General features: G+C 69.6%; 16 protein-coding genes and 1 CRISPR repeat array. Of the genes, 5 read left to right on the forward strand and 11 right to left on the reverse strand.

The annotated features are described in order from the left end of the window. The first annotated feature begins 224 nt into the window (after window positions 1–224). A CRISPR array of direct repeats spans window positions 225–681; the repeat unit is 29 nt; unit sequence CGGTCGACTCCCGCGCGTGCAGGCCGGAC. Window positions 682–785: 104 nt separating this feature from the next. The 6 genes from ACZ50K_RS11880 to casA all read right to left on the reverse strand — a co-directional run bounded on the left by ACZ50K_RS11880 (window position 786) and on the right by casA (window position 6,897). Continuing rightward, window positions 786–893 carry a type I-E CRISPR-associated protein Cas6/Cse3/CasE gene (locus tag ACZ50K_RS11880; protein WP_468901202.1) on the reverse strand — a complete coding sequence of 36 codons (108 nt, stop codon included), beginning with the start codon at window positions 891–893 and terminating at the stop codon, window positions 786–788. Between the two features lie 1,058 nt (window positions 894–1,951). Continuing rightward, on the reverse strand, window positions 1,952–2,656 hold the full coding sequence (gene cas6e / locus ACZ50K_RS11885; protein WP_468900916.1) for a type I-E CRISPR-associated protein Cas6/Cse3/CasE: 705 nt from the start codon (window positions 2,654–2,656) through the stop codon (window positions 1,952–1,954). 48 nt (window positions 2,657–2,704) lie between these two features. Beyond that, complete coding sequence (cas5e, locus tag ACZ50K_RS11890) at window positions 2,705–3,448, reverse strand: type I-E CRISPR-associated protein Cas5/CasD (protein ID WP_468900918.1); 744 nt, start codon at window positions 3,446–3,448, stop codon at window positions 2,705–2,707. Continuing rightward, complete coding sequence (cas7e, locus tag ACZ50K_RS11895; protein WP_468900921.1) at window positions 3,445–4,635, reverse strand: type I-E CRISPR-associated protein Cas7/Cse4/CasC; 1,191 nt, start codon at window positions 4,633–4,635, stop codon at window positions 3,445–3,447. The genes cas5e and cas7e overlap by 4 nt, the downstream gene beginning before the upstream one ends. Continuing rightward, entirely contained in the window at window positions 4,632–5,240 is a 609-nt protein-coding gene (casB, locus tag ACZ50K_RS11900; RefSeq protein ID WP_468900924.1) for a type I-E CRISPR-associated protein Cse2/CasB, read from the reverse strand. The genes cas7e and casB overlap by 4 nt, the downstream gene beginning before the upstream one ends. A gap of 103 nt (window positions 5,241–5,343) precedes the next feature. Next, window positions 5,344–6,897, reverse strand: a complete 1,554-nt coding sequence (casA, locus tag ACZ50K_RS11905; RefSeq protein WP_468900927.1) for a type I-E CRISPR-associated protein Cse1/CasA — start codon at window positions 6,895–6,897, stop codon at window positions 5,344–5,346. A gap of 630 nt (window positions 6,898–7,527) precedes the next feature. On the opposite strand from casA, the gene ACZ50K_RS11910 reads away from it, so the two are divergent. Next, window positions 7,528–8,421 carry a DUF5655 domain-containing protein gene (locus tag ACZ50K_RS11910; protein WP_468900929.1) on the forward strand — a complete coding sequence of 298 codons (894 nt, stop codon included), beginning with the start codon at window positions 7,528–7,530 and terminating at the stop codon, window positions 8,419–8,421. 532 nt (window positions 8,422–8,953) lie between these two features. On the opposite strand, the gene ACZ50K_RS11915 is transcribed toward ACZ50K_RS11910, so the two are convergent. Beyond that, complete coding sequence (locus ACZ50K_RS11915) at window positions 8,954–9,106, reverse strand: hypothetical protein (protein ID WP_468900933.1); 153 nt, start codon at window positions 9,104–9,106, stop codon at window positions 8,954–8,956. Window positions 9,107–9,277: 171 nt separating this feature from the next. On the opposite strand from ACZ50K_RS11915, the gene ACZ50K_RS11920 reads away from it, so the two are divergent. Then, window positions 9,278–10,384 (forward strand): hypothetical protein, encoded by a 1,107-nt coding sequence (locus tag ACZ50K_RS11920; RefSeq protein WP_468900935.1) that lies wholly within the window; start codon window positions 9,278–9,280, stop codon window positions 10,382–10,384. Window positions 10,385–10,424: 40 nt separating this feature from the next. Continuing rightward, complete coding sequence (locus ACZ50K_RS11925; protein WP_468900938.1) at window positions 10,425–11,606, forward strand: hypothetical protein; 1,182 nt, start codon at window positions 10,425–10,427, stop codon at window positions 11,604–11,606. A 19-nt stretch (window positions 11,607–11,625) separates the two neighbouring features. Here ACZ50K_RS11925 and ACZ50K_RS11930 read toward each other — a convergent pair whose 3' ends face one another. Further along, window positions 11,626–12,450 carry a hypothetical protein gene (locus ACZ50K_RS11930; RefSeq protein WP_468900941.1) on the reverse strand — a complete coding sequence of 275 codons (825 nt, stop codon included), beginning with the start codon at window positions 12,448–12,450 and terminating at the stop codon, window positions 11,626–11,628. Window positions 12,451–12,729: 279 nt separating this feature from the next. Between ACZ50K_RS11930 and ACZ50K_RS11935 the strand changes: the two genes are divergently transcribed. Further along, window positions 12,730–13,563 carry a hypothetical protein gene (locus tag ACZ50K_RS11935; protein WP_468900944.1) on the forward strand — a complete coding sequence of 278 codons (834 nt, stop codon included), beginning with the start codon at window positions 12,730–12,732 and terminating at the stop codon, window positions 13,561–13,563. Beyond that, entirely contained in the window at window positions 13,548–17,063 is a 3,516-nt protein-coding gene (locus tag ACZ50K_RS11940) for a DEAD/DEAH box helicase (protein WP_468900946.1), read from the forward strand. Before ACZ50K_RS11935 ends, ACZ50K_RS11940 begins: the two co-directional genes overlap by 16 nt. Before the next feature lie 345 nt (window positions 17,064–17,408). On the opposite strand, the gene ACZ50K_RS11945 is transcribed toward ACZ50K_RS11940, so the two are convergent. The 3 genes from ACZ50K_RS11945 to ACZ50K_RS11955 are packed head-to-tail and all read right to left on the reverse strand — an operon-like array spanning window position 17,409 to window position 20,207. Beyond that, the gene (locus tag ACZ50K_RS11945) at window positions 17,409–17,876 is read right to left on the reverse strand and encodes a hypothetical protein (protein ID WP_468900948.1); all 468 of its coding nucleotides are present in this window, start codon (window positions 17,874–17,876) and stop codon (window positions 17,409–17,411) included. Window positions 17,877–17,931: 55 nt separating this feature from the next. Further along, window positions 17,932–19,065: a DnaB-like helicase N-terminal domain-containing protein gene (locus ACZ50K_RS11950; RefSeq protein ID WP_468900950.1), complete on the reverse strand. Its 1,134-nt coding sequence runs from the start codon at window positions 19,063–19,065 to the stop codon at window positions 17,932–17,934. Continuing rightward, on the reverse strand, window positions 19,065–20,207 hold the full coding sequence (locus ACZ50K_RS11955) for a DNA cytosine methyltransferase (RefSeq protein WP_468900952.1): 1,143 nt from the start codon (window positions 20,205–20,207) through the stop codon (window positions 19,065–19,067). The genes ACZ50K_RS11950 and ACZ50K_RS11955 overlap by 1 nt, the downstream gene beginning before the upstream one ends. Between the last annotated feature and the right edge of the window lie 135 nt (window positions 20,208–20,342).

A 20,342-nucleotide genomic window follows, 5' to 3' on the forward strand; every position in this document is an offset into this window, starting at 1 on the left:
GGTCGGGCGAGGTCAGGCCGCGGACTTCCTTCTCCTGGCTCGGTTGACTCCCGCGCGTGCAGGCCGGACCCGCATCCCAACACTGGCCAGTGGCTTGCAAGCGGTCGACTCCCGCATATGCAGGTCGGACGATACAGGCGATCACGATGTGGAGGGCGCCCAGCGGTGGACGTCCGTGCTTGCAAGTCGAACGCAGCAACCGGACCCATCTCGATCTCACCCGACGGTGGACTCCCGCGCGTGCAGGCCGGACACCGCGGCCGCCGTCATCCTGCCGCTGAGCGGCGGTCGACTCCCGCGCATGCAGGCCGGACAGTATCCGCCGACTCGTCGTCCTGGCCATCGGCGGTCGACTCCCGCGCGTGCAGGCCGGACCCCTCCGCGCTTCCGGCGGCCGCCACCGTGATCGGTCGACTCCCGCGCGTGCAGGCCGGACGGCTATGTGTCCGTAGTCCCCGAAGTGCAGGGCGGTCGACTCCCGCGCGTGCAGGCCGGACCAAGGGCGGTTTGGGTCGCCCTGGGCCTCGGATGGTCGACTCCCGCGCGTGCAGGCCGGACAAGCGGATCATCATGGCCGGCTACACCAGCTACGGTCGACTCCCGCGCGTGCAGGCCGGACGTCCCCCGGCACCCCGGGCGATCGGCGGAGCCCGGTCGACTCCCGCGCGTGCAGGCCGGACCCTTTGTGAAGTGCGGCATTGTATGGGCTTTGCTGTTTCTTTGTCAGGGTGCGGTGGTGGGGTTTCGGGAGAGTGGTGGCTCGGGGTGGGGTCTCGGCCGGGGGTTCAGGCTCCGGTGAGGGGTGCGATGGAGAGGAGGCCGGCGCCGTAGGCGCGGTCTCGGCCTAGTCCGGTGAGGATTGCTGTGCGGAGGTGGTCCGGGTCCGCGATGATGGCGTTGCCCTAGAAGCGGGGTGGGTTTGGCTGTTACACAGAGGGTGACATCGCCAGACCAGTCGTGGAGATGTCGAGACTCCCGCGTTTGCGGGTCGGTTCCACTGCCGTAGACCTTCCAGAACCCGGCGCCCGACGGACTCCCGCACAGGTGTAGGTCGTACGTGCGGCAGACGAGCAGGAGCCGCCCGTCATCCGGTCGACTCCCGCGCGTGCAGGTCGGACGCGCCGCCCTGCTGGTAGCGGGGCTCCTTGGCCAGTTGACTCCCGCGTGTGCAGGTCGGACCCGTCCCGTGCCGACGCCGCGGCGGCGTCGGTCGGTCGACTCCCGCGCGTGCAGGTCGGCCCAGCCCACGAGTGCCCCGATGGCCGGTGCGAGCGGTCGACTCCCGCGCGTGCAGGTAGGGCCGTTTGAGCGGGCGGTGGCCCTCCCGCCAGGACGGTCGACCCCCGCGCCTACAGGTCGGACAGGAGTCCGCCGAGCAGGCTCTTCTTGTCGTCCGGTCGACTCCCGCGCGTGCAGGCCGGACCACAGCGCGACGCCGGCCAGGCCCGTGGTCAGCGGTCGACTCCCGCGCGTGCAGGCCGGACGAGGGTCTGCCGATCCACGCGGCCGGCTCTCACGGTCGACTCCCGCGCGTGCAGGCCGGACGGGGCCCCGTTCTCGCAGTCCAGGGTGAGGACCGGTCGACTCCCGCGCTTGCAGGCCGGACCCGACCGTCGACCACAACACGGGCGCCGAGTACGGTCGACTCCCGCGCGTGCAGGCCGGACGACTGCGGCCGCACCCCCGTCCGGTTGTCGGTCGGTCGACTCCCGCGCGTGCAGGCCGGACAGGTGGCCGGGGGCGAGGTAGTAGGCGTACGTCGGTCGACTCCCGCGCGTGCAGGCCGGACGAACATCTCGCAGGCCTGCGATCCGTTGATGACGGTCGACTCCCGCGCGTGCAGGCCGGACCCTTTGTGACGTGCGGCGTTGTGTGGGCTTTGCTGTTTCTTTATCAAGGTGCCGTGGTGAGGATTTCGGGAGAGTGACGCCAGGGGGGCTCGGCCGGGGGTTCAGGCTCCGGTGAGGGGCGCGATGGAGAGGAGGCCGGCGCCGTAGGCGCGGTCTCGGCCTAGTCCGGTGAGGATTGCTGTGCGGAGGTGGTCCGGGTCGGTGATGGTGGCGTTGCCTTCGAAGCGGGTGGGTTTGGCGTTGATGCGGAGTCGGCGGTCGGGGTGGTTGGGGTCGGTCTTGTGGCCTTGGACGGTGGTGAGTTGGCCGGCTGCGAGTTGGGTGGGGTTGATGGACAGCCCGGCGGTGGTGGCCTTGCGGGTCCACCAGGTGATGGCGTCCTCGCCGAAGACCGGGATGCGGGTGCCGCGTCGGCGGCGGCCGTTGTCGTCCAGGTTGTCGGTGGGGCTGGGGATGGAGCGGGTCGGGTGGGCGTCGAGGCGGTAGCGGACGCGCCGGCCGGGGGAGAGCCAGTCGAGGAGGCGGGTGAGGTCGCGTTCGTCGGTGGCTGAGGCGTAGCCGACGGGGAGCGCGTCGAGGTCGAGGGGGTTGGTGGACTGGATGAGGAGGGTGTGGCCGCGGGCGGTGCGTTCGAGGCGGTAGAGGATGCCGGCGGCGGATCGGGTCTTCGCGGATCCGAGTCGGTCGGGGACCAGGGCGAGGATCCGGGAGTGGAGGGACTGGACGTTGCGCAGGTCGCGGGCGACGTCGTGGCTGCGCGGTGCGAGTTGGATGCGGGTGAGGTGGGCGGTGAGTGTGGTCGTCATGGCTGGTCTCCTGCGGGAGCGCCCGCGAGTGCGGGCCTGGGTTGAGGTTCAGGCGGCGATGGGCCGCTGCTGGGTGAGGGCGGTGAGGTAGCGGGTTCCGTAGCCGGCGCACAGGTCGCTGGGGAGGGTGCGGAGGGTCTCCCAGACGGGTCTGCTGGTGAAGTGGCGGGTGGGGCCGGGGAGGGGGACGTCCTGGATGTGGCGGGTCGGAGGGCGGTCGGGGTCGCCGGTGGGTGCTTGTTCGGAGAGGAACTGGATGTCGACGGTGTCGTCGGTGCGTGGGGCGGGCCGGTGGAGGGGGATGCGGTCGAGTTCGGCGACGGGGTCGTCTGCCCGTCCCAGGAGGATGGGGATGCTGGGCGGGCAGGATCGGCGGCCGAGGTAGGGCGGGAAGACGGGGCGGGCGAGCGCTGTGCTCACGGCTTGGACGAGGCAGGGGGGTCCGGTGACGGAGACGGTGAACGCGGCATCGGCGAGGTAGTAGTCCTCGAAGAGGAGGGCCTCGCCTCGTCGGGAGCCGTCTGCGGTCAGGACAGTGCGGTGCTTGGGGTAGCCTCCGCCGACCGTGTGCCAGTCGCGGATTAATTTGCCCGGCCGGTCGACGCGGATGGTGAAGCCGAGAGCGTCAAGGTCCGTGGTGTCTGCCTGGCGGGGTCGTCCCTGGGCGGCGGCGACAATGCCGATGAGGGCGGAGCGGGTGGGGTGGGGGAGGGTTCCACGGACGCGTCCGCCTTGATGGCTGCCGTAGAAGTGGAGCGGTCCGGTCAGGTGCAGGACGACGCCGGCGGTCACTGGGTCTCCAGGGCGGCGAATGCGGCGTCGGCGACGGTGGTGACGAGCTCGGCCAGGGCGGGGATGCGGGGGCCGAGACCGGAGAGGCTACCGCCCTTCGTGCCGGTTCCGGCATGGCCGGTGGCCTTGAGATGGGTGGTGCCGAGGAAGGTGTTGATGGCTGTGGCGTGGGCGTCGAGTGCGGCGATGCTGGGGGCCGTATAGCCGGAGCCGTCCGATTCCGCGATCGGGGCCTCGAAGGCGTCGGCCAGGGAGACGGGCTGGTCGGTGCGGACGGTGTAGTAGACGAGCGCGGGTGCGGTGAACGGCGCGGTGGAGTTCTTCTTGGCCTGGGGGACGTTCACTGCGAACTGCTGGAGGAAGGCTGGGACCAGCGTTCGGGCGGCTTCGAGGTCCTCGTCGAGGTTGCGGAGCAGCTCGGTGAGGTTGATCGAGGCGTATTTGTAGAACGTGCCGCTGGTGTGGGCGAAGTTGCCCATGTGGGCGGAGCCGTTGTCCCCGCCGGGGACGTCATCGACCGCAGTGAAGAAGTCCGTTTGTTCCGCATTTGTGTGAGTGGTTAGGGCGTGGGCGACGGAGACGGCACCGAAGACCGTGACTTCGGGGGTATTGGCGAGCATCCGGCCGAACGCGGCGATCGAGGCGTTGCGGTCGGCCAATACCTTACGGACCTCGGCTTGGACGGCCTTGAACTCCTTGGCGGTCTCCGGTGCGAGTTTGGGGGCCTTGGTCTTGCTGCCGGGCTTGTCGGCGGCGGCTACGGCTTCCTGGTGGGCGGCGACGCGGGCGATGAGCGCCCTGTCCTGTTCCACGAGGTCGGCCAGTGCGGTGATACCTGAGGCGGGCAGGAGCAGCATGATGCTCGTCATGCCGTCGTCGGCGATGGTGAGACCCTTGACTCCGGCGGCCAAGGCGACCGCCTGGCCGGCCTTTTCGGCCTCGCCTGGGTCCCACCCCCGTTCCCTGAGAGCGGCGGCTACCTGGGCGGGGACGCGGCGTGTGCGCAGGGCCCGGTCGCCGAGGATCTCCTCGACGCTGTGGCGGACACCGCGCTTGCTGCACTGGGAGGAGATGCGGGAGCGTTCAGTGCCTCCGAAGACTGTGGACTTGGGGCTGTTGAGGTCGTCGCGGTTCAGGTTGGACATCGGGTGGGAGTGCAGGACATGGGCGCACACGAAGACGGTCACGGCTGGGACTCCTCGGTTTCGGCGTTGTGGGTGGGGCTGTAGTAGGTGCGCATCCAGGCACGGGCGATGTCGTTGCGGTAGAGGGTCCAGCGGTCGACGTCGTTGACCAGGTGCGGCCAGGACACGGCGATGCCTTCGGAGGCGAGCCGGTCGACGAGGGGGCGCAGGTAGCGCAGGAGGCCTTGGAGGGTGTTCTGCCGGGCGAGGAGCTGAAGGCGGTCGCTGGCGGTGGCGTCGTTGAGGATGCCGCGACGGACGGCCTCGGCGAGGCTGGCGCCGAAGTTGTGGAGGCCCGGGTCGTAGGTACTGGCAGGGCTCCCGCCCTTCTTCAGGCGCGGGTTGTCGGCCTGAGCTGCGTACATCGCCGCGACCGAGAGGTAGGCGGTCTCGGTTCGGGCGTTCTGGCGTGGGACGAAGCCGATCAAGTGCGGCATCATCCGCCACGGTTCGGCGAGTCCGGACGGAGTTCTGCCCGTGCGAAGGTCGGATCGTCCGCCGGGGGTCCGGCAGACCTTGGCTACGCGGTCCATGAAGCGGATCGAGTACCGGAGCCATTCGGGCGGGCCGGGTGGTGGGGTCTCCGCGTCGTGGGTGGTGCCGGCCACGAAGCCTCCTTTCGGTGATGTCTGGTCCCCCGGGCGTGGGTGTGCCGTCACACCGGAGCGGGGTGGGTCCAGGGCGGTGGGTGCACGCGGCGAGGGGCGAAGGCTATTTCGCTGCTTTCGCGCGCGGCGTCGCGGTCCGTTCGGTGAGCTTGGCCCGGGCCTTCGCGACAGCCTCCATGCCGCGCACGGTGGTGTTCATGGCGGTGGTCGCCGCGTCGAACACGGTGAGTGCGACCTGTCTGAGCGCGGGTCGGCGGGAGGTGTCCTCGACGGAGCGCCAGAACTCGCTCTCGGCGCGGACGTAGAACTCCGTCACGGCGGGTCCGACGAGTGCGGCGCGTTCGTCGGGCTTGCGGCCGGTGTTCACGGAGTACCAGGCCGAGGCGAGGGCTCTTGCGAGGTCGCCGGCCGTGGCTTCGGTGCGGGCGCGCAGCGTGGATACCGCGGCGGCGCCGTCGGGGTCGCGTTCCTCCAGGAAGCGGAGGACAGGTGGGGTGGTGGCTGTGTACCAGCCGGTGTTCTTGTCCTGCTTCTCCTGGTGCCAGCCGACGGCCCGGACACCGAGGGAGGAGAGGACTTCGGGAGGGAGCTCGGAGATCGAGTCGAAGATCAGGGGGCGGCGGACGGTGACCTTGCTGCCAGGGCGGTGCTTGAGAAGGAGTGCGTCGAGATCACGGAAGACGGCACGGTTGCGATCGGCGCGCAGGGGGCCGCCCTTCTCTCGTTCGACGACGTAGGGGTCGACGGCGGCGGGGAGGTCCGTACTGGTGCCCCAGGCGACCCGGACGCCGGTGATCTGCCCGTGGGCGTCGGGTTGGACGAGGCAGGCATGGGCGGTGCGGGCTGTGAGGAGGGAGACGGGCCCGGTCGGCGGAGCGGGGTTGAGGGGGTCGGGGAGCGTGTCGGTCTCCCAGGGCGCGAGGTCGTCTCCGGGGTTGGTGGGCCAGGCAGCGGGGTGGGGTACGGAGGTGATGAGGGTGACGAAGAGGTCGCCGGAGGCGTGCGGGAAGTAGGAGATGAGGGAGCGGTAGGGACCGGCCTTGGTGATCTTCGTGGTGCGGTCGTCGTGCTTGCGGATCGCGGCGGTGCCTGAGGGGCCGAAGCCGTGCCAGGCGAGGATCCAGGCAGTTGCCTCAGCGGGGGAGAGCGGGACGTCCTGCGGTGTGTGAACGCTCCACAGCGCGTTGTTCCCGGACGGGCGCTCCATCGAGAGGCGGCCAGGAGCCGCGGGCGTGTTGCATTCGTCGGCGAGGCGCGGGTCTTGGAGGAAAGGACGCGCCGTTCCGTGGAGGGCGAGCCGGTCGGCATGCTCGTCGAGGTAGGCGCGGACGCGATCGGGGTCGAGGCGGCCGGCGGTGAGGAGGGCATCGCGGGTGTCGAGCCAGTCGTCGCCGGTGCCGGCATCGAGACCGGTGACGCGGGCGACCATGGCGGCAAGTAGGCGGCGCAGGACGGCCTCGACCGGAGGATGGGCCAGATCGAAGTCCGCTAAGAGATGGGCGCCGGCCAAGAACTGGTACAGGCTCACGGTGTGCCGGCGGCCAAGCCTCGCACCGGGCATCAAGCGGGTCAGTTCGGCGTGCTGATCGGGATTCAGGGAGGCGCGGACAATGACCGGGATCCACGGATGATCGGTAGTGGTGAATAAATCCTGCAAGGCGCATTCCCCCTGTTACTTTCGAACAAATGCTCTTCTGTCTAGCTGAGTTGATGTCATCTCAGGTGCGGTGAGAAGGATGTAAGCAGGTTGGGATTTGGCGGTGCAAGCCCGTCATACCTGATTCGGGAAACTGTCAGTGGGGGCCTGTAAGGTGCCCCGCCGCACCCCCTGAACTTGTTGTCGAGGGCTGCCGGCTGGGCCCCGAGACACCCCGCCGACTCCGGTTGCGCCTGTTCGGACTGCTTCGGGATCAGGTGCGGGAGACCGCCGGGCCGCCCCGGTCGAGGACGAAGGCGAGTGAGCGCCGTTCCGCACGGTCAGGGATGAACAGCCGAGGGCTGAGGGGCCACCGGCGTGGCACCGGCCGACTCCGCGAGCGCCGTGGGCCCCTATGCTCGGTTGCGGGCCGAGGCCAAGGAATCCTTGACGTCCTGGGCCACGCGGGGGCAGCGTCCGAGAGGTTGTTCACGACGTCCGTGTGGTTCGCCGAGGAGCCAACCCGGCCCGGGTCGACGGATTTGGGTCCGGCTACGCACGGTGAGGATCGCGGCCGGGATTGGAGGGCCCTTTGCGTGTCGGAAATAGATCTGGCTGGCTGTGTGTTGGAGGCCAATCGATACAGAGGGGGTGTCAGGCCTGAAGCTGTTCAAAACGAAAAGCGGCGTGACCGAGGTCATGCCGCGCCTAGCCGAGATCGAGGCTGATGTGCAGGACCTCGTCGAGGCGCACATGCAGACGATGCTCGGCGTCCGATTCCTGGCGAGCGAATACAGCACCGGACCGGTTCACGGTGGCCGGATCGACTCGTTGGGCATCGACGAGAATGGCGCACCGGTGATCGTCGAGTACAAGCGCGGCACCGATGCAGGTGTGATCAATCAGGGCCTGTTCTACATGGCCTGGCTGCTCGACCACCGGGAAAGCTTCCGGCACCTAGTCCACGACCGGCTCGGGGTTCACGCTGCGGACGAGGTGCTTTGGAGCGCACCGAGGCTGATCTGCGTGGCTGGCGACTTCACGCGCTACGACATGCACGCCGTCCGCGAGCACCGGCACGCCATCGACCTGGTCCGCTACAGGTACTTCGGCAGCGAGCACGTCGGCCTTGAGACGGTTGCTTCCTTCCCTGGTCATGCGGCGTCGCCGAAGGTTGGGAGGCGGAGTCGAGGTACTGCTCTGGCGCAGCGAACCGTCACGCCGGCAGGGGCCATGGTGGAGTTGGCTGCGGCGGTCGACGAGGCGCTCCTTGGGCTCGGCGAAGACCTCACCAAGGTCACGAACCGGACCTACACCGCTTACAGACGCATGCAAAACTATGCCTGTCTGGTTCCGCCGAAGAAGGCCAAACTGCTGGTCTACCTGAAGGCCGATCCTGCGACGGTCGACCTCGTGCACGGTTTCGCGCGGGACGTGACTGGGCTAGGCCACCACGGAACTGGCGACCTGGAGTTGACGCTCCAGTCCGAACGTGACCTGGAGCGCGCGGCCGACTACTTCCGGCAGAGCTATGCGCTGGCGTGAAGCAAGCGTCGGAGCCCCGCGGCCCGTGTGGCGGGAACCTGGAGGGGACTGATCAGTAGGTTCGTGGGGGTACCTATCGACGACTTGGGCATGGGTGGCGGTGGATATTCAATGATCCGGTGGTTCCCCAGTTTGGCTGACCGGTGATTCGCCGCCGACCTTTGCCGCCATCTCTAGCCTTTGAGCGGCTGGTCCGTGCAGGTCCGGTGTTGGCCGGCGGGGGCGGCGTGCTCGCCGCCGGCTGTACTGGGGCTGATTCCAGGCCCGGGCCTGCGGCGCGCCGATTGACTCCTAACGTTCTGGACTTGTGGACCGCTGGCTGATCAGCGTCTTGATACGGGCGAGCATCCACCGCTGGTCCGGCCGGCCGTGAGCGACCGGGTCCTTGGTCAACTCCCCTTCGAGCACCGCGGACAGTCACGCGTTCGGCTTTGGGCGGGACGCGGGGCCGCGGGAACGGCCCGCATCATGGCCGGCCTCCCGCCGGGACCGCCGCTGGACCGACCGGATGTCTGCGGGCTCCTCGACGGCATCACATGCGCATGATCGCCATCGAGGCGAGAGCACCCGCCGCCCACGCGAGGAGGAAGCGCTGCTCCCTGCTGAGGCCGTGCGCTTCGGCCCACCGCTTCGCCAGGACGCGAACGATCAATCCGGTCATGGCCGCTACCTGATTCTTGGACATGGTCAAGCCCTTCCGAGGGGGAGGTGCAGCACCCCAGTTGGCGCCGCGTCCTCACAGAAGCAGCGCAAACCCGCTGGTGACAACGGGGGTAGACCCGTTTGCAAGTTAGAGCGGCTCGGGACGGGAGTACTCGGCTCGCCCAGCGCGCCGCGGGCCCCTACGCTGCTCGGCATGGAAGTTGAACCTCAGGTCCTGCAGCGCGACGACCTCCTTCGCGCCGCCACGACCGCCGGCTTCAGCACGATGACCGAGAGGAAGCTGGAGGACCTCCGCAGCAGCGGCCTGATGCCCCGCCCTGTACGGATCGCGAACGACGGCCGCCGCCCGGTCTGGATCTATCCGCCAGGCAGCGACCGCCAGATGGTCCGACTTCTGCGCTGGCGCGAGCGCACCGTGGACATGGACGTGCTGCGCGTCGTGCTGTGGGTCGAGGGCTTCCCCGTTGCCCTGGGTGCAGTCCGTGCCTCCGCGGCCGTCCTGCTGAACGGCCTGGCACGCGAGGTGGAGCACGCACTTCGGGCCGAGGCATCCCGCCAGGGCCGCGACCCCGCCGGCGATCAGGACGCGGTCGTGGGTGCTGTCGCCGCGACCATGGCCGCGAAGCGTGGCAAGGACGCTCTGCCCCGCCCGATCCGGGTCCCCGCCGGCGACCGGGCAACCGCTGTCGCGCACCTGTTGCAGATCTTCGTCCTCGGCACGCAGCCGGCCGTGACGGAAGCCGAGGCGAGGACCATCGAGGCGGTCCTCGGCGTCTCGCCGGGTAGACGGCAGAGGGTGGAAGGCGCTGAGCCGTGGTTGACCGGCCCGGCGAACCTCATCGTCGATGCTGCCGACTTCGTCTCCCTGCCGCGGATGACCGAAGCGTTCGCCGAAGCCTCCGATGCCGAATGGGAGGAAGCCCGCTCGGTGGCCGCAGCGCTCTTCCTCCAGCTCCCCCTTGTCACCCGGGCGCTCGCAGCCCAGACCGGCAAGGAGAACCCTGCTGGCCTTGGCGCCTGCACAGCTCTCGACAGCGAACCGCTCTTCGCCGTCCTTATGGTCGGCTTCGCTCTGGGAGCCCACCGAGCCGGCTGGTCCGACAAGCTCCAGGAGCTGACCGATTCCCTCGCGCCATGGTCCGGCCTCATCGACGAGATGAAGCAGGTGCTCGACATGCCATGGAAGACGCTCGACCACAACCTCGCCGGCCACGGAACCGAAGCGCACGCGCGCACCGAGAGGATCGTCCAGGCCCTCCTGGACCACGACCTGGACCCCGGCCCCAGACCTGACCGGTAGGGCGAGAAGCGGCGCGAAAGGCGGATCGTAGGGTTCTCCTATGAGTACGGTGCGCGCCCGTGTGTGGCGCTTCACGATCGAGCAGGGGAAGGCCGGCGCTGAAGCGGTCCAGGCCGTGGAGATCGGGCAGGGCCCACTGCCGGTCTCCCTGGCCTCCCTGGTCAACGTCAACGCCCTCGCGTGCGACCTTCGCAAGACGGTCGACCAGCGCGTGCGCGATCACGAGATCAGCCTGCTCCTCAGCTACATCCTTGGCGACCAGGGCAAGGGACCACTCGGAGTCGAGTGTTCCGCTCTCGACTCCAGCGCCGGCCACATCCAGCGCTTCGTCAGCGAGTGCACCGGGCTCGGCGTGATGAGCGCCGCCAGTGAGGTCCTCTTCGACTGGAGCCACACGACCGGCGGCCTCAACAGCTTCGACCGGCTGCCGGGAAAGCTCCGCAGGGTCTACGCGAAGACCGGCGTGCGGCCGGATCTTCTGTACGACCTGGCTGCCGGACCGGTCGCGGGCGAAGCACGGGGGCGACGACGGCGGGCCAAGCAGATGTTCCCGGCGGGCAAGGGCACCCCGGAGCAGAGGAAGCGCCTGGAGAAGCTCGCGCAGTGGTCCGTCGACCATGGCGATCACGCCTACTTCATGAGCTGGGTCTGGCTCGGCCCGGGCGGCGTCTACGTCGACATCTTCCTCCCCGACCACTCCGCCGCCCTGAAGGGCCTCAAGACCGGATGGATCGAGGAACCCGGCAACCCGCTCAACCCGTGGCAGTTCCGCGTGCCGCCCCCTGGCCGCCGCCGCGTAGTGGATCCAGTCCCAGACCAGGACTCTGCAGTGCCGTCTCCACTGGTGGTAGCGCTCCCCGAGGTCAGTGGTGAGGCATCCATCAGAGAGGCGATTCGCCGGGTGGGCCCTGCGGCCGAAGAAGCGATGGACCGGGCCTTCGAGCGGGAGGAGAACCAGCTCGGCACGCTCGCCGGCGTGCCCGTCCGGGGACGATGGATCCGCGGCGACGCCCTGGGCGAGGCACGGCACGAGGTGCTGCTCGGAGTCCTGGGTGAGCGCGTCGAGCTGGATCGCCGTGCCCAGCGCGAGCGGCTGGCCAGCCTGACCGGGGATCGGCTCGACACGTTCCTCGACGGCCGTCTGCTCACAGCCGTTCGCCCGGTCGAAGGCCCCCGACCGGCATGGGACCGAATCAGCGCCGAACTGTTGGAGCTGTCCTGAGATCTGGCTGTACGAAGCGTCAGAAGGCGACTCCGTTCGGAGTGGAGTCGCGAGCGCGGATCCGGGGGCTGGTGAGGCCGCGCAACCTGATGGAGTTCGGCAGCCACAGGAGGCCCAAGTCCGTGAGCCCCCCGCCCTTGCAGAAGGTCCGGTTCCAGTTGCGTGTGCCCTCGGCGGCGAGGGTCGGCATCAAGGCAGGGTCGAGCCGGGAGGGAGGCTCCGGCCAGAGGCGTGCGGCGAGGCCCGCCGCCTCGAAGGGGTGCTCGACCTCGACGTGCGGGTGGTGCAGGAGCTGCAGCGAGAGCTGCCGTCCGTCAGCCATGCCGTAGCCGAATGCGGAGAACTCGAAGGCGACCGCGTTCCCGGCAACGAGGAGCGTCGGGAGGATGATCACCTCGTCGGGGGTGTCAGGCCCGGTCTCCTCTTGGCTGGTGACCGCGCACCACAGCGAGAGGTCGGCCGGCATCTGGCCCGTCGCCCGCATGGCGAAGAGCAGATGATCAAGGTTTGGCCATGAGTCGTGTACGTGGTTGGGCAGTTCGGAATCGTGGGCGTCGGGGTGCTGTTCGAGGAGCAGGGTCTTGATCGCCCAACGGGCCACGGCGTCGACGGCCGAATCGACGATCGGCCTGCCGTCCAAGAGGGCCCGCACGTGGCCCTTGGCAGGCTTCTCGAAGCTGTCGTCGAGCCAGCCGTTGCAGTTGCGTCCCCCCTCGGTGTACTGGTCACACACGGGAGCCATCACCCTGGACAGCTGTTCTCGCTCGGTCTTCCCGCTGCGGTACGGGATGGGTTCACCGGCCTGGTAGATGGTGTACGGCTCCTGGCCCTTGTAGCGCTCCAAGAGCCACCTCGGCCGAACGTGTTCACGCCGATTCTCGACCGGAACGCCACAGAATGCGCACTCGAACATGCGCACAACGTAGTCGTTCGTGCGGCCGGGCCCAATCCCCCGAAGGCGAGTGCCGACGCGGACCGCTCGATAGGGTGACCTCACCGAGGGCCGCCTCGGCCCCCGCGCCCAGCCGGTACGGTGCGGGTGACTGGGGACGAGCAGGGGGTTTGGGTGGCGGACTTTTCGCCCGCGCAAGCGCAGGCCCGAGCAACGGCCGCCGGTGGACGGATGGCCGACCTGGTACGACGAGAGCCCCGCGGAGACGACCAGCAGTGCCGCTGGGAGCTCGTTGTCACTCTCAGCGGGAGCCCAGAAGACCGGGCTGCCGCCGCGTGGATCATCGCGGACGAGATCATGCGGGAACGTACCGGCGGACGCCCCCGGAGCTACGGAAAGTGGCACGAGGCCACCTTGAACGAGGTGACGCTGACCGGTAGGGATCACGTCCTGGTGGCGACCTTCGCGAAGCCCGTCTTCGAAGCGGCAGCCGCGATGAGGACGGGGAACCATGGGCTGGCCGGGTACGTGGGTGAGTGGCTCTGGTACCTCCTAACCCGCGACCTTCCGGAAGATCCAGCGCGCGCTGTGGAAATCCTCGGACCACCGAAGGCGGCCGTCAACGACGGCGGGGGCGACGGACTCATCGTCTACCGAGAAGACGGATCGGCCCGGGGCTTCTCCTTCCGTCTGTGGGAGATGAAGAAGTACACGGGGAAGAAGAACCGGCCGGACGGGGCGATCCACAAGGGCTGGACACAGCTCAGCACGAAGGGGGCGACCTACCTGGGGATGCTCTCCTGGGGCGACAAGCTACTCGCGGACGACACTCGGGAGTTCGTGGGCAGCCTGGCCGAGCAATGGGTCGATGAGGAGGAGTCCGTCGGCGCCGGCGTCAGCGTGGCACTGAACGCCACGGCGATCCCCAAGAAGGCATTCCACCTCGCGCACGAGCACTTCACCACGCACAAGCGCCCTGGCGCCCTACAGGGCCTGGTGGTGGCGATCGACGATCTGGAGGGCTTCGCCCATCAGGTGAGGAAGTACGTGTGGACCGCACTCTAGATCCGGCCGTACTCGCGACGGCCCTCGGCGAACACCGCCCCGGCGGGGTATTGCCCTCGGCGCAGGAACTGCTGGCAGCCATCACCCACCTGGAGATCGCCGCCTTCGGCAGGGACCGGGAGATTCCGGACGATGTGCTGGCGACGGCGTGGCTCCTGCACGGGCTGGCCGCGGTCGAGCCTGAGGCTCCTGGGTTCGACCCGATACGGACCCGGCAGGCCCTCGCGGTCAGCGCGCACGTCATGGACCTGGCACTGGCCGACGAGCGGCACTCCCCGACCGAGCGGCTGAGGATCGCCTTTGCCGCGCAGGCCGGATACCGTCGGTGCGAGCAAGAGCCCAACGCCACCGCCGTGTACCGCCAGGTCAAAAACTTGGTGAACTTCACTTCCTCACTCCCGGCGCACATCGACACCTTGGCCCTGGAGGCCGGGGTCGTGTTCCTGGCATTCGACCGGCCCGATCTGAACCGGGCCCTGTCCGCGTGGCGCCGGCAGTTCGCGGAGCTGCGTGAGCTGATGGACGGCGATCCCCTCGCGGGCACGATGTATGGACCTGCCGAAGCCGTCGTCGAAGCGGTCCACCACCTGCGCCGGTTCCTCTCGCTCGGCTATCCGGACGATCGGCGAGCCGCACAGGACCTGCTGGCCCGCATCCTCGACGGCCGGGCCGGCCGCAGTGACCCGTCGGCCCGGTGGGTCGCGGCCCACCTCCTCGACCTGAGCGGGGAGATGGCCGCCAGTAGCTTGTACACGCTGCTCCCGCCGGGAACTCCGGATGCCGTGGCCCGGACCTTCGCACTGTCCGATCCGCCGGTGATGACCCTGTGGCGTCCGCAGCGCCAGTTGCTGAACCTCGAGCGGGGCAACCCGGTCAACCCCGATACCGCCCGGAGCCTGATCAGCGTACCCACCAGCGCGGGCAAGACGCTGATGGCCCAGCTAGTGATCTGTTCCCACCTGGCACAGAGGCCCGGCCGCGTGGTCTACGTGTCGCCGATGCGCAGCCTGGGCCGCGAGATGCGGGCCGCGCTACGAGGCCGACTACGGCAGCTGGAGCGCAAGCTGATCGCCGAGCAGCCGGACTTCCCGCTCGCCGACGGCAGCGGCTCCCTCGTCGGGGACGTGGACATCGTGACCCCAGAGCGGCTCATGCACATGATCCGCAACGCCCCGGGCACAGCGCTGGACGAAGTCAGCCTCATCGTCGTCGACGAGGCCCACCACCTCGCACAGGGCCGGCGTGGCTTCGTACTGGAGAGCCTCCTCGCCCTTCTGAGGCCCCGCTCCGACATCAGGCTGGTACTGCTTTCCGCCGCTGTGGGCAACCGGGGCGCCCTGGCGTCGTGGCTAGACCCGACGCGGCCGGCGGAGGAGGTGTACTTCACTGACGACTGGCGCGGGCCGAGGCGCCTGCATGGCCTCATGTACCCACAGCTGCTTAAGGACCAGGCTCAGCGCACCCAGCGCAGGCCGAGCCCGAAGCACCCCTCAACCGTTCGAGCCAACGTGCCGGTGGCCTCCCGGCTCGATGTCCGGCCGACCGCAACCAGCGACACCTTCGGCCTGACCATCCGTGACGTCGGCACCAGGGCGTACGCCTCCCCTGCAGCCTGGCAGTGGAACAGCTCCACGAGGCTCGGCGGTGGCATCCGGGACTACCAGGTGTTCGCCGCAGGCGCCGCCGCCTTGACCCGAGCCGGCAGCGTCCTCATGGTCGTCGCCAACAAGGTCACGGCCAGGAACGCCGCGCTGGCCATGGCCGAGCACTTGGATGCCCGCCCCGAGGCCGCGACGCTCACCGAGTTCCTGGGCGAAACCCTCGGCGAGCACCATCCCCTAGTGGACTGCACCCGCCACGGCGTCGCCTTCCACCACGCCGACCTCCCCGACGACGTCCTCCACGCCATCGAACAAGGACTCCGTGATGGAGACCTGCTGGCCATCGCCAGCACCACCACCCTCACCGACGGCGTCAACCTCCCGGTGCGCACCGTCATCATCAACCACACGGTCGAGGGTGATTCCACATATGGGAACCAGCACGGCCTCAGTCCCGCGAAACTGCTCAACGCCATCGGCCGAGTCGGCCGGGCCGGGCGCGAGAGCGAGGGGTGGGTCATCCTCACCCGCCCCTACCAGGCTCAGGCCGCGGAGTTCGAGACGCTCACCCCCGACAGCGAGCGGCTCACCGTCACCTCCGAACTGCTCAGCGAAGAAGCCCTGCGATCACTGGCCCAAGCCGAGCTGCAGCTACAGAATTCGCTCGACGGCCTGTTCGATGTGGCGGGGACCGTCGCGGCTGACTTCGCCACATTTGTGTGGCTCGTCCTTCAAACCCATGCCGAGACCCTCCAAACACCCGGCGACCGGTTGGACCCGGTACGGTCGCTGCTCGCGATGGAACAGGCCGACGACCCTTCGGTCCCGGCCCGATGGATGGCGCTCGCGGAGCAGGTCACCGCGGTCTACGACGCCACCGACCCCGTCTCAACCCGCCGGTGGGCCAGCACCGGAACCAGCATCAGATCCGCCCGCTTCCTCGACCAGGTCGCTGGACGCCTCGCGGAGCAACTTGTCGCCTACGCAATTCCCGAGGACGCCTCAGACGAGATGAGCGTCTTCTTCGGACCCCCCGAGTGGCCGCTGGGGCGGACCTTGGACTTCCTTGCCGAGCAGGACGCCTTCGCAGCCCTCCTAGAAACGGCCGAGACCATCGGGAGCTGGAAGCTCACCACCCGGAAGACCCCCAGCTTCCGCGGCGACGTACTTGTGGACGACGCGGTTCGGGACTGGATCTCCGGCGCTTCCATCCCGGAGCTGGCCCGTGCCTGGGTGCCGGACGGTATGCCGGCCCACCCCCGAATGCTGGAACTCACCGTCCAGAGCATCAAGCAGGCATTCGAGCACGCGATCAGTTGGACAGCTGGCGCCCTGATCAACCTCGTCAACACCCACCCCCTGCTGACACCCACGACACCTCGCCTTTTCGCGCAGACGGCCTGGCACATCCGGCACGGCGTCGACACGGAGCAGGCCATCATGCTGTTGACCTCCGGCATCACATCCCGTCGCCTGGCCCATCAGATCGGCCGGGCCGCGGTGGAGGCCGGCATCGACTCCGGCGAACTCCGTGCCTGGGTCGCCGATCAGCAGATCGACGGATGGGTCAACGCGTACAAGGCCAACGCTTACGAGGTTGAGGACCTCCTCGACTACGTGAGCCAGCCAGCCAATCCGCTCGACAGACTGTTGAAGGGACGCTCCGTGACGATCCCCCTTGTCTGGGCTGGTCCCGGCCCCGGAGACGGGCCGGTCACGCTGCGCCACCCAGGCAAGAAGCCTGCGCCCATCAACGTCAACCGCAACGGCAACCAGATTGCCGCGATCCCTGCGACCCGGCACCATGCCGTCCTGACCATGATCGACAGCGGCCTCGACCTCACCCACTACCTTGAGGCCGGGCAACTGGTCACCAGCTTGGCCCCAGCCAGCACGTAGGGCTCCGAGGCCTAGCGGGTTCCAAGAGGGTTCGGCGTCGTCTAGCTGTCCCGGGTTGCGTGCTGCTGCGCCGGCGGAAGTAGGGCCTTTGTAGATGAGCTTGCTTTTGACCCACGCACCCCCGGTGAGGTCGATGTGCTGGTGACGATCATGTCACTAGCAGACGACGAACAGCGTCGGCGGGGCTCGTGCCCCAAACGGCGGCCAGCAGGGCGAGCTGTTCGGCGGTGCGAGTGTCGAGAGCGAGAACGGTTGCGGGGCTGGCGGCGGGGTGGGGCTGGGCTGGGCTGGGCTGGGGAAGGGTTTGCCCTGGAAGGTCATGGTCTCCTGGCGGAGATGGTTCTCTCAGTGAAGGTGGACATGGCGGCGGATGCCCTGCGCGTAGGTGCCCACCGCGACGGTGGTGTGGCCGTCGTGGGCGTGGACGTGGATGGTGAGCTGGCCTGAGGCGATGTCGTCGTGGATGCGCTGGGCCTCGGCGCTGACCTGCCGTATCTCCTCGCGGGTGCACCAGGGCATTGGGTAGTCGGCCCAGGTCCACTCGGTGTCGATCTCCTCCTGGAGGTCGGGGGAGATATCCGTGGTGAAGCCGTACCGCTTCAGCTCGGCCGCGGCCCGGCCTGTGTAGTAGGGCTCCTCCCGGTCGATCCGGGCCAAGACCGACGTGTCGGGCCCCGTGCTGCGGAAGCCGAGGTCGTGGAGGTGGGAGCGGGTGGCGTCGCTGGCCGGCCCGGAGGTCGTGGCGAGCACGCCGGGGTGGTGGTCGGGGTGCAGGGTGAAGCTGACGTGGGCGTCAGCGGGCGCGTACGCCATGGGGGCCTTCCTCGTCGAGTGGGACGCAGCAGGTGGTCTGCGGGAGCGGGAGCATTCAGCGGGCGGGCCGTGCGGGAAGGCGCAGCACGGGGCCGGCCCGGGCGGCCGATGGCCGGGGCTTGGCGGTTCTGGCCGCCGTGCGGGCGCCGGTGGGTGCCGTCGAAGTCGTGGCCGTGACGGCCTGGTGCCAGCGGGCCCGGACCGAGGACAGGGCGGCGAGGGCCCGCCGGCTGCCGGTGGTCAGTTGGTGGACGGTGGTGGCCTCGTCCGCGGTGAGGGCCTCGATCCGTTCGGCGACCTCCTTGGCCTGGTGCAGGAGGGCGCGGAGGACGATCTTCTGCCCCCAGTGCTCTGCTGCCGCTGTGGGGTCGGAGAGGGCGTCGAGGAGGTCGGTGGGGCCGAACCGGGCGTGCAGGAGTCCGCGCTGCTGTGCTTCCCAGAGCACGGTGATCGGGTCCACGGGCGCACCCCGGCGGGTGAGGCCGGTGAGGCAGGCGAAGAGAGCGGCGTGATCGGGGGTGGTGAAGTCGGCTTCCTGCAGCCACCGCATCGTCGCCAGGTCCTCGGGGTGGGCGGTGGCCGCGGCCAGCAGCATCCGCTCCTCCTCTCTCGCCTCGGCCGTGTGGGTGGCCGCCGCCGGGGGCGGGGCCGGGGTCCGGGGGAGTGAGCCGGGGTGGGAGGGGAAGGCGTTCGCCATCTCGCCAAGGTGGGCGGCGAGCTGATCGGCCCGGGTCAGGACCGTCTGGGCCGGATCAGGCCCCGGCGCGCGGGCGGCCTGCGCGAGGAGTCCTGCATGCCGGCGCAGAACGCGGCGGGCGCGCCCGGCACGGACCATGTGGGCGTAGGCGGGGGCGTGGGCGTCCGTGGGGCAGACGCTGATGAGGGTGTGGAGGTAGGAGGCGGACAGGGAGCGGGCCTGGGGCCGGGCGGCGTCCAGGAGCTGGGTCAGCCACACCGGGCTGGTGCGGTGGACCTCGGGCGTCGGCGGGGACACCGTGGCCATCGCCGCGAACACGGCGCCGTGGGCGGGGCTGGCGAAGTCCTCAGGCGCGAGCGGACCGATGGCCTTCAGGCGGGAGGGCTCCAGGAGCAGGGCCCCGAGCAGGGCCTGCTCGGCGTAGTGGACCACCGGCGGCGGCGCCGGAAACGGCAGGAGGTCCTCGTCGGCAGCGGGGATGGCGTCGGACATCACGCCGTCAGGGCGAAGTCGTCGCGGGTGAAGGTGCGTTCGACGTGCGGTGCTATCAAGTGGGCGGCGAGCAGCGGAGGAATCGCATTCCCGATCTGGGCGAAGCGCTGGCCCTTGTTGCCCTGCCAGGGGTAGTCCGGGGGAAAGGACTGTAGGATCCCGGCCTCCTCGGCGGTGATCCGGATCGGCGGCGGAGCTGCTTCGGCCCGGCCCGCGGTGGTCCAGACGCACTCGTTGGCGCGGTTCCCGAAGAACAAGGTGCCGGCCGGTCCGGTCACCGGCCGGACGGAGGCGTGGGCCTGGCTGTTGCTGCGCAGGACCCAGCCCTCTCCGCCCCCGCACCGCGGCGACTGCTCCGCGCACCCGCACCGGCTCCCAGCACCCGGGCCCTGGGCACGGAGCCGGGGTTCCTGCCAGGCGCCCCGGTCGCGGGCGTCGGCGAGCGTCTTGCGGGAGCCGGACGGGAAGGGCTCCGGACCGCCGCCGGGACCGCCGCCGGCGCACACGGTGGGCACAGGCCCGTCGGTACGCCCCCACCCGAGGGCGTCGGCCATGGAAACCCAACTCTGGCGGCCGGGGCCGAAGAAGCTCTCCGGCTCGGCGGCCCTGGCATGGGTCGGCTCGGGCGGGGCGGCGGTACGGGTGCGGGAGGCGATCAGGATCGCCCGCTTCCTGGTCTGCGGTACCCCGTAGTCCGCGGCGTTGAGGATGCCGGTCCAGGTGGAGAACCCCCAGGAGCGGAGGATGGCCGCGTACTGCCGCCAGAGGGGGGCGACGTCGGGGACCTCCTCCATGAGCACCCAGTCCGGCTCGCCGGCCTGGGCGAGGGCGTAGAGGTAGCGCATGGGCTCGGCGGCCAGCAGGGACCGGGGGTCCTGGCAGGCGGCGAGCAGCCGTTCGCGGGTGTCCCGGCCGGCGGCCAGGTCCGCGACAGCCTGGTGGACGAGGGGCTGGTCGATCAGGCCGAGGCGCCGGCCGGCCATGCTCCATGCCTGGCACGGAGGGCTCGCTATCAGACCGCGGATCCTGCCGACGAGCGGGTGGACCGGGTAGAGGGCTACGTCGGTGCGGATGGTGGTCTGCCCGGACGCGGCCCGGGTTCTGCAGGCCCATTCGTCCCACTCCAGGCCGACGTCGCGCACGCCCAGGACATGCAGAGCGTGCCCCCAGCCCCCCGCCCCAGCGAACAGATCCAGGATGCGCTTGGTGGCGGACGGGGAAGGGAAGGTCGGCGAGCTGGTGGTGGACGGGGATCGGAGGGTCGTGGAGTTGGTCGG

The sequence above is a fragment of the Streptomyces sp. NPDC033845 genome, from assembly GCF_055576225.1.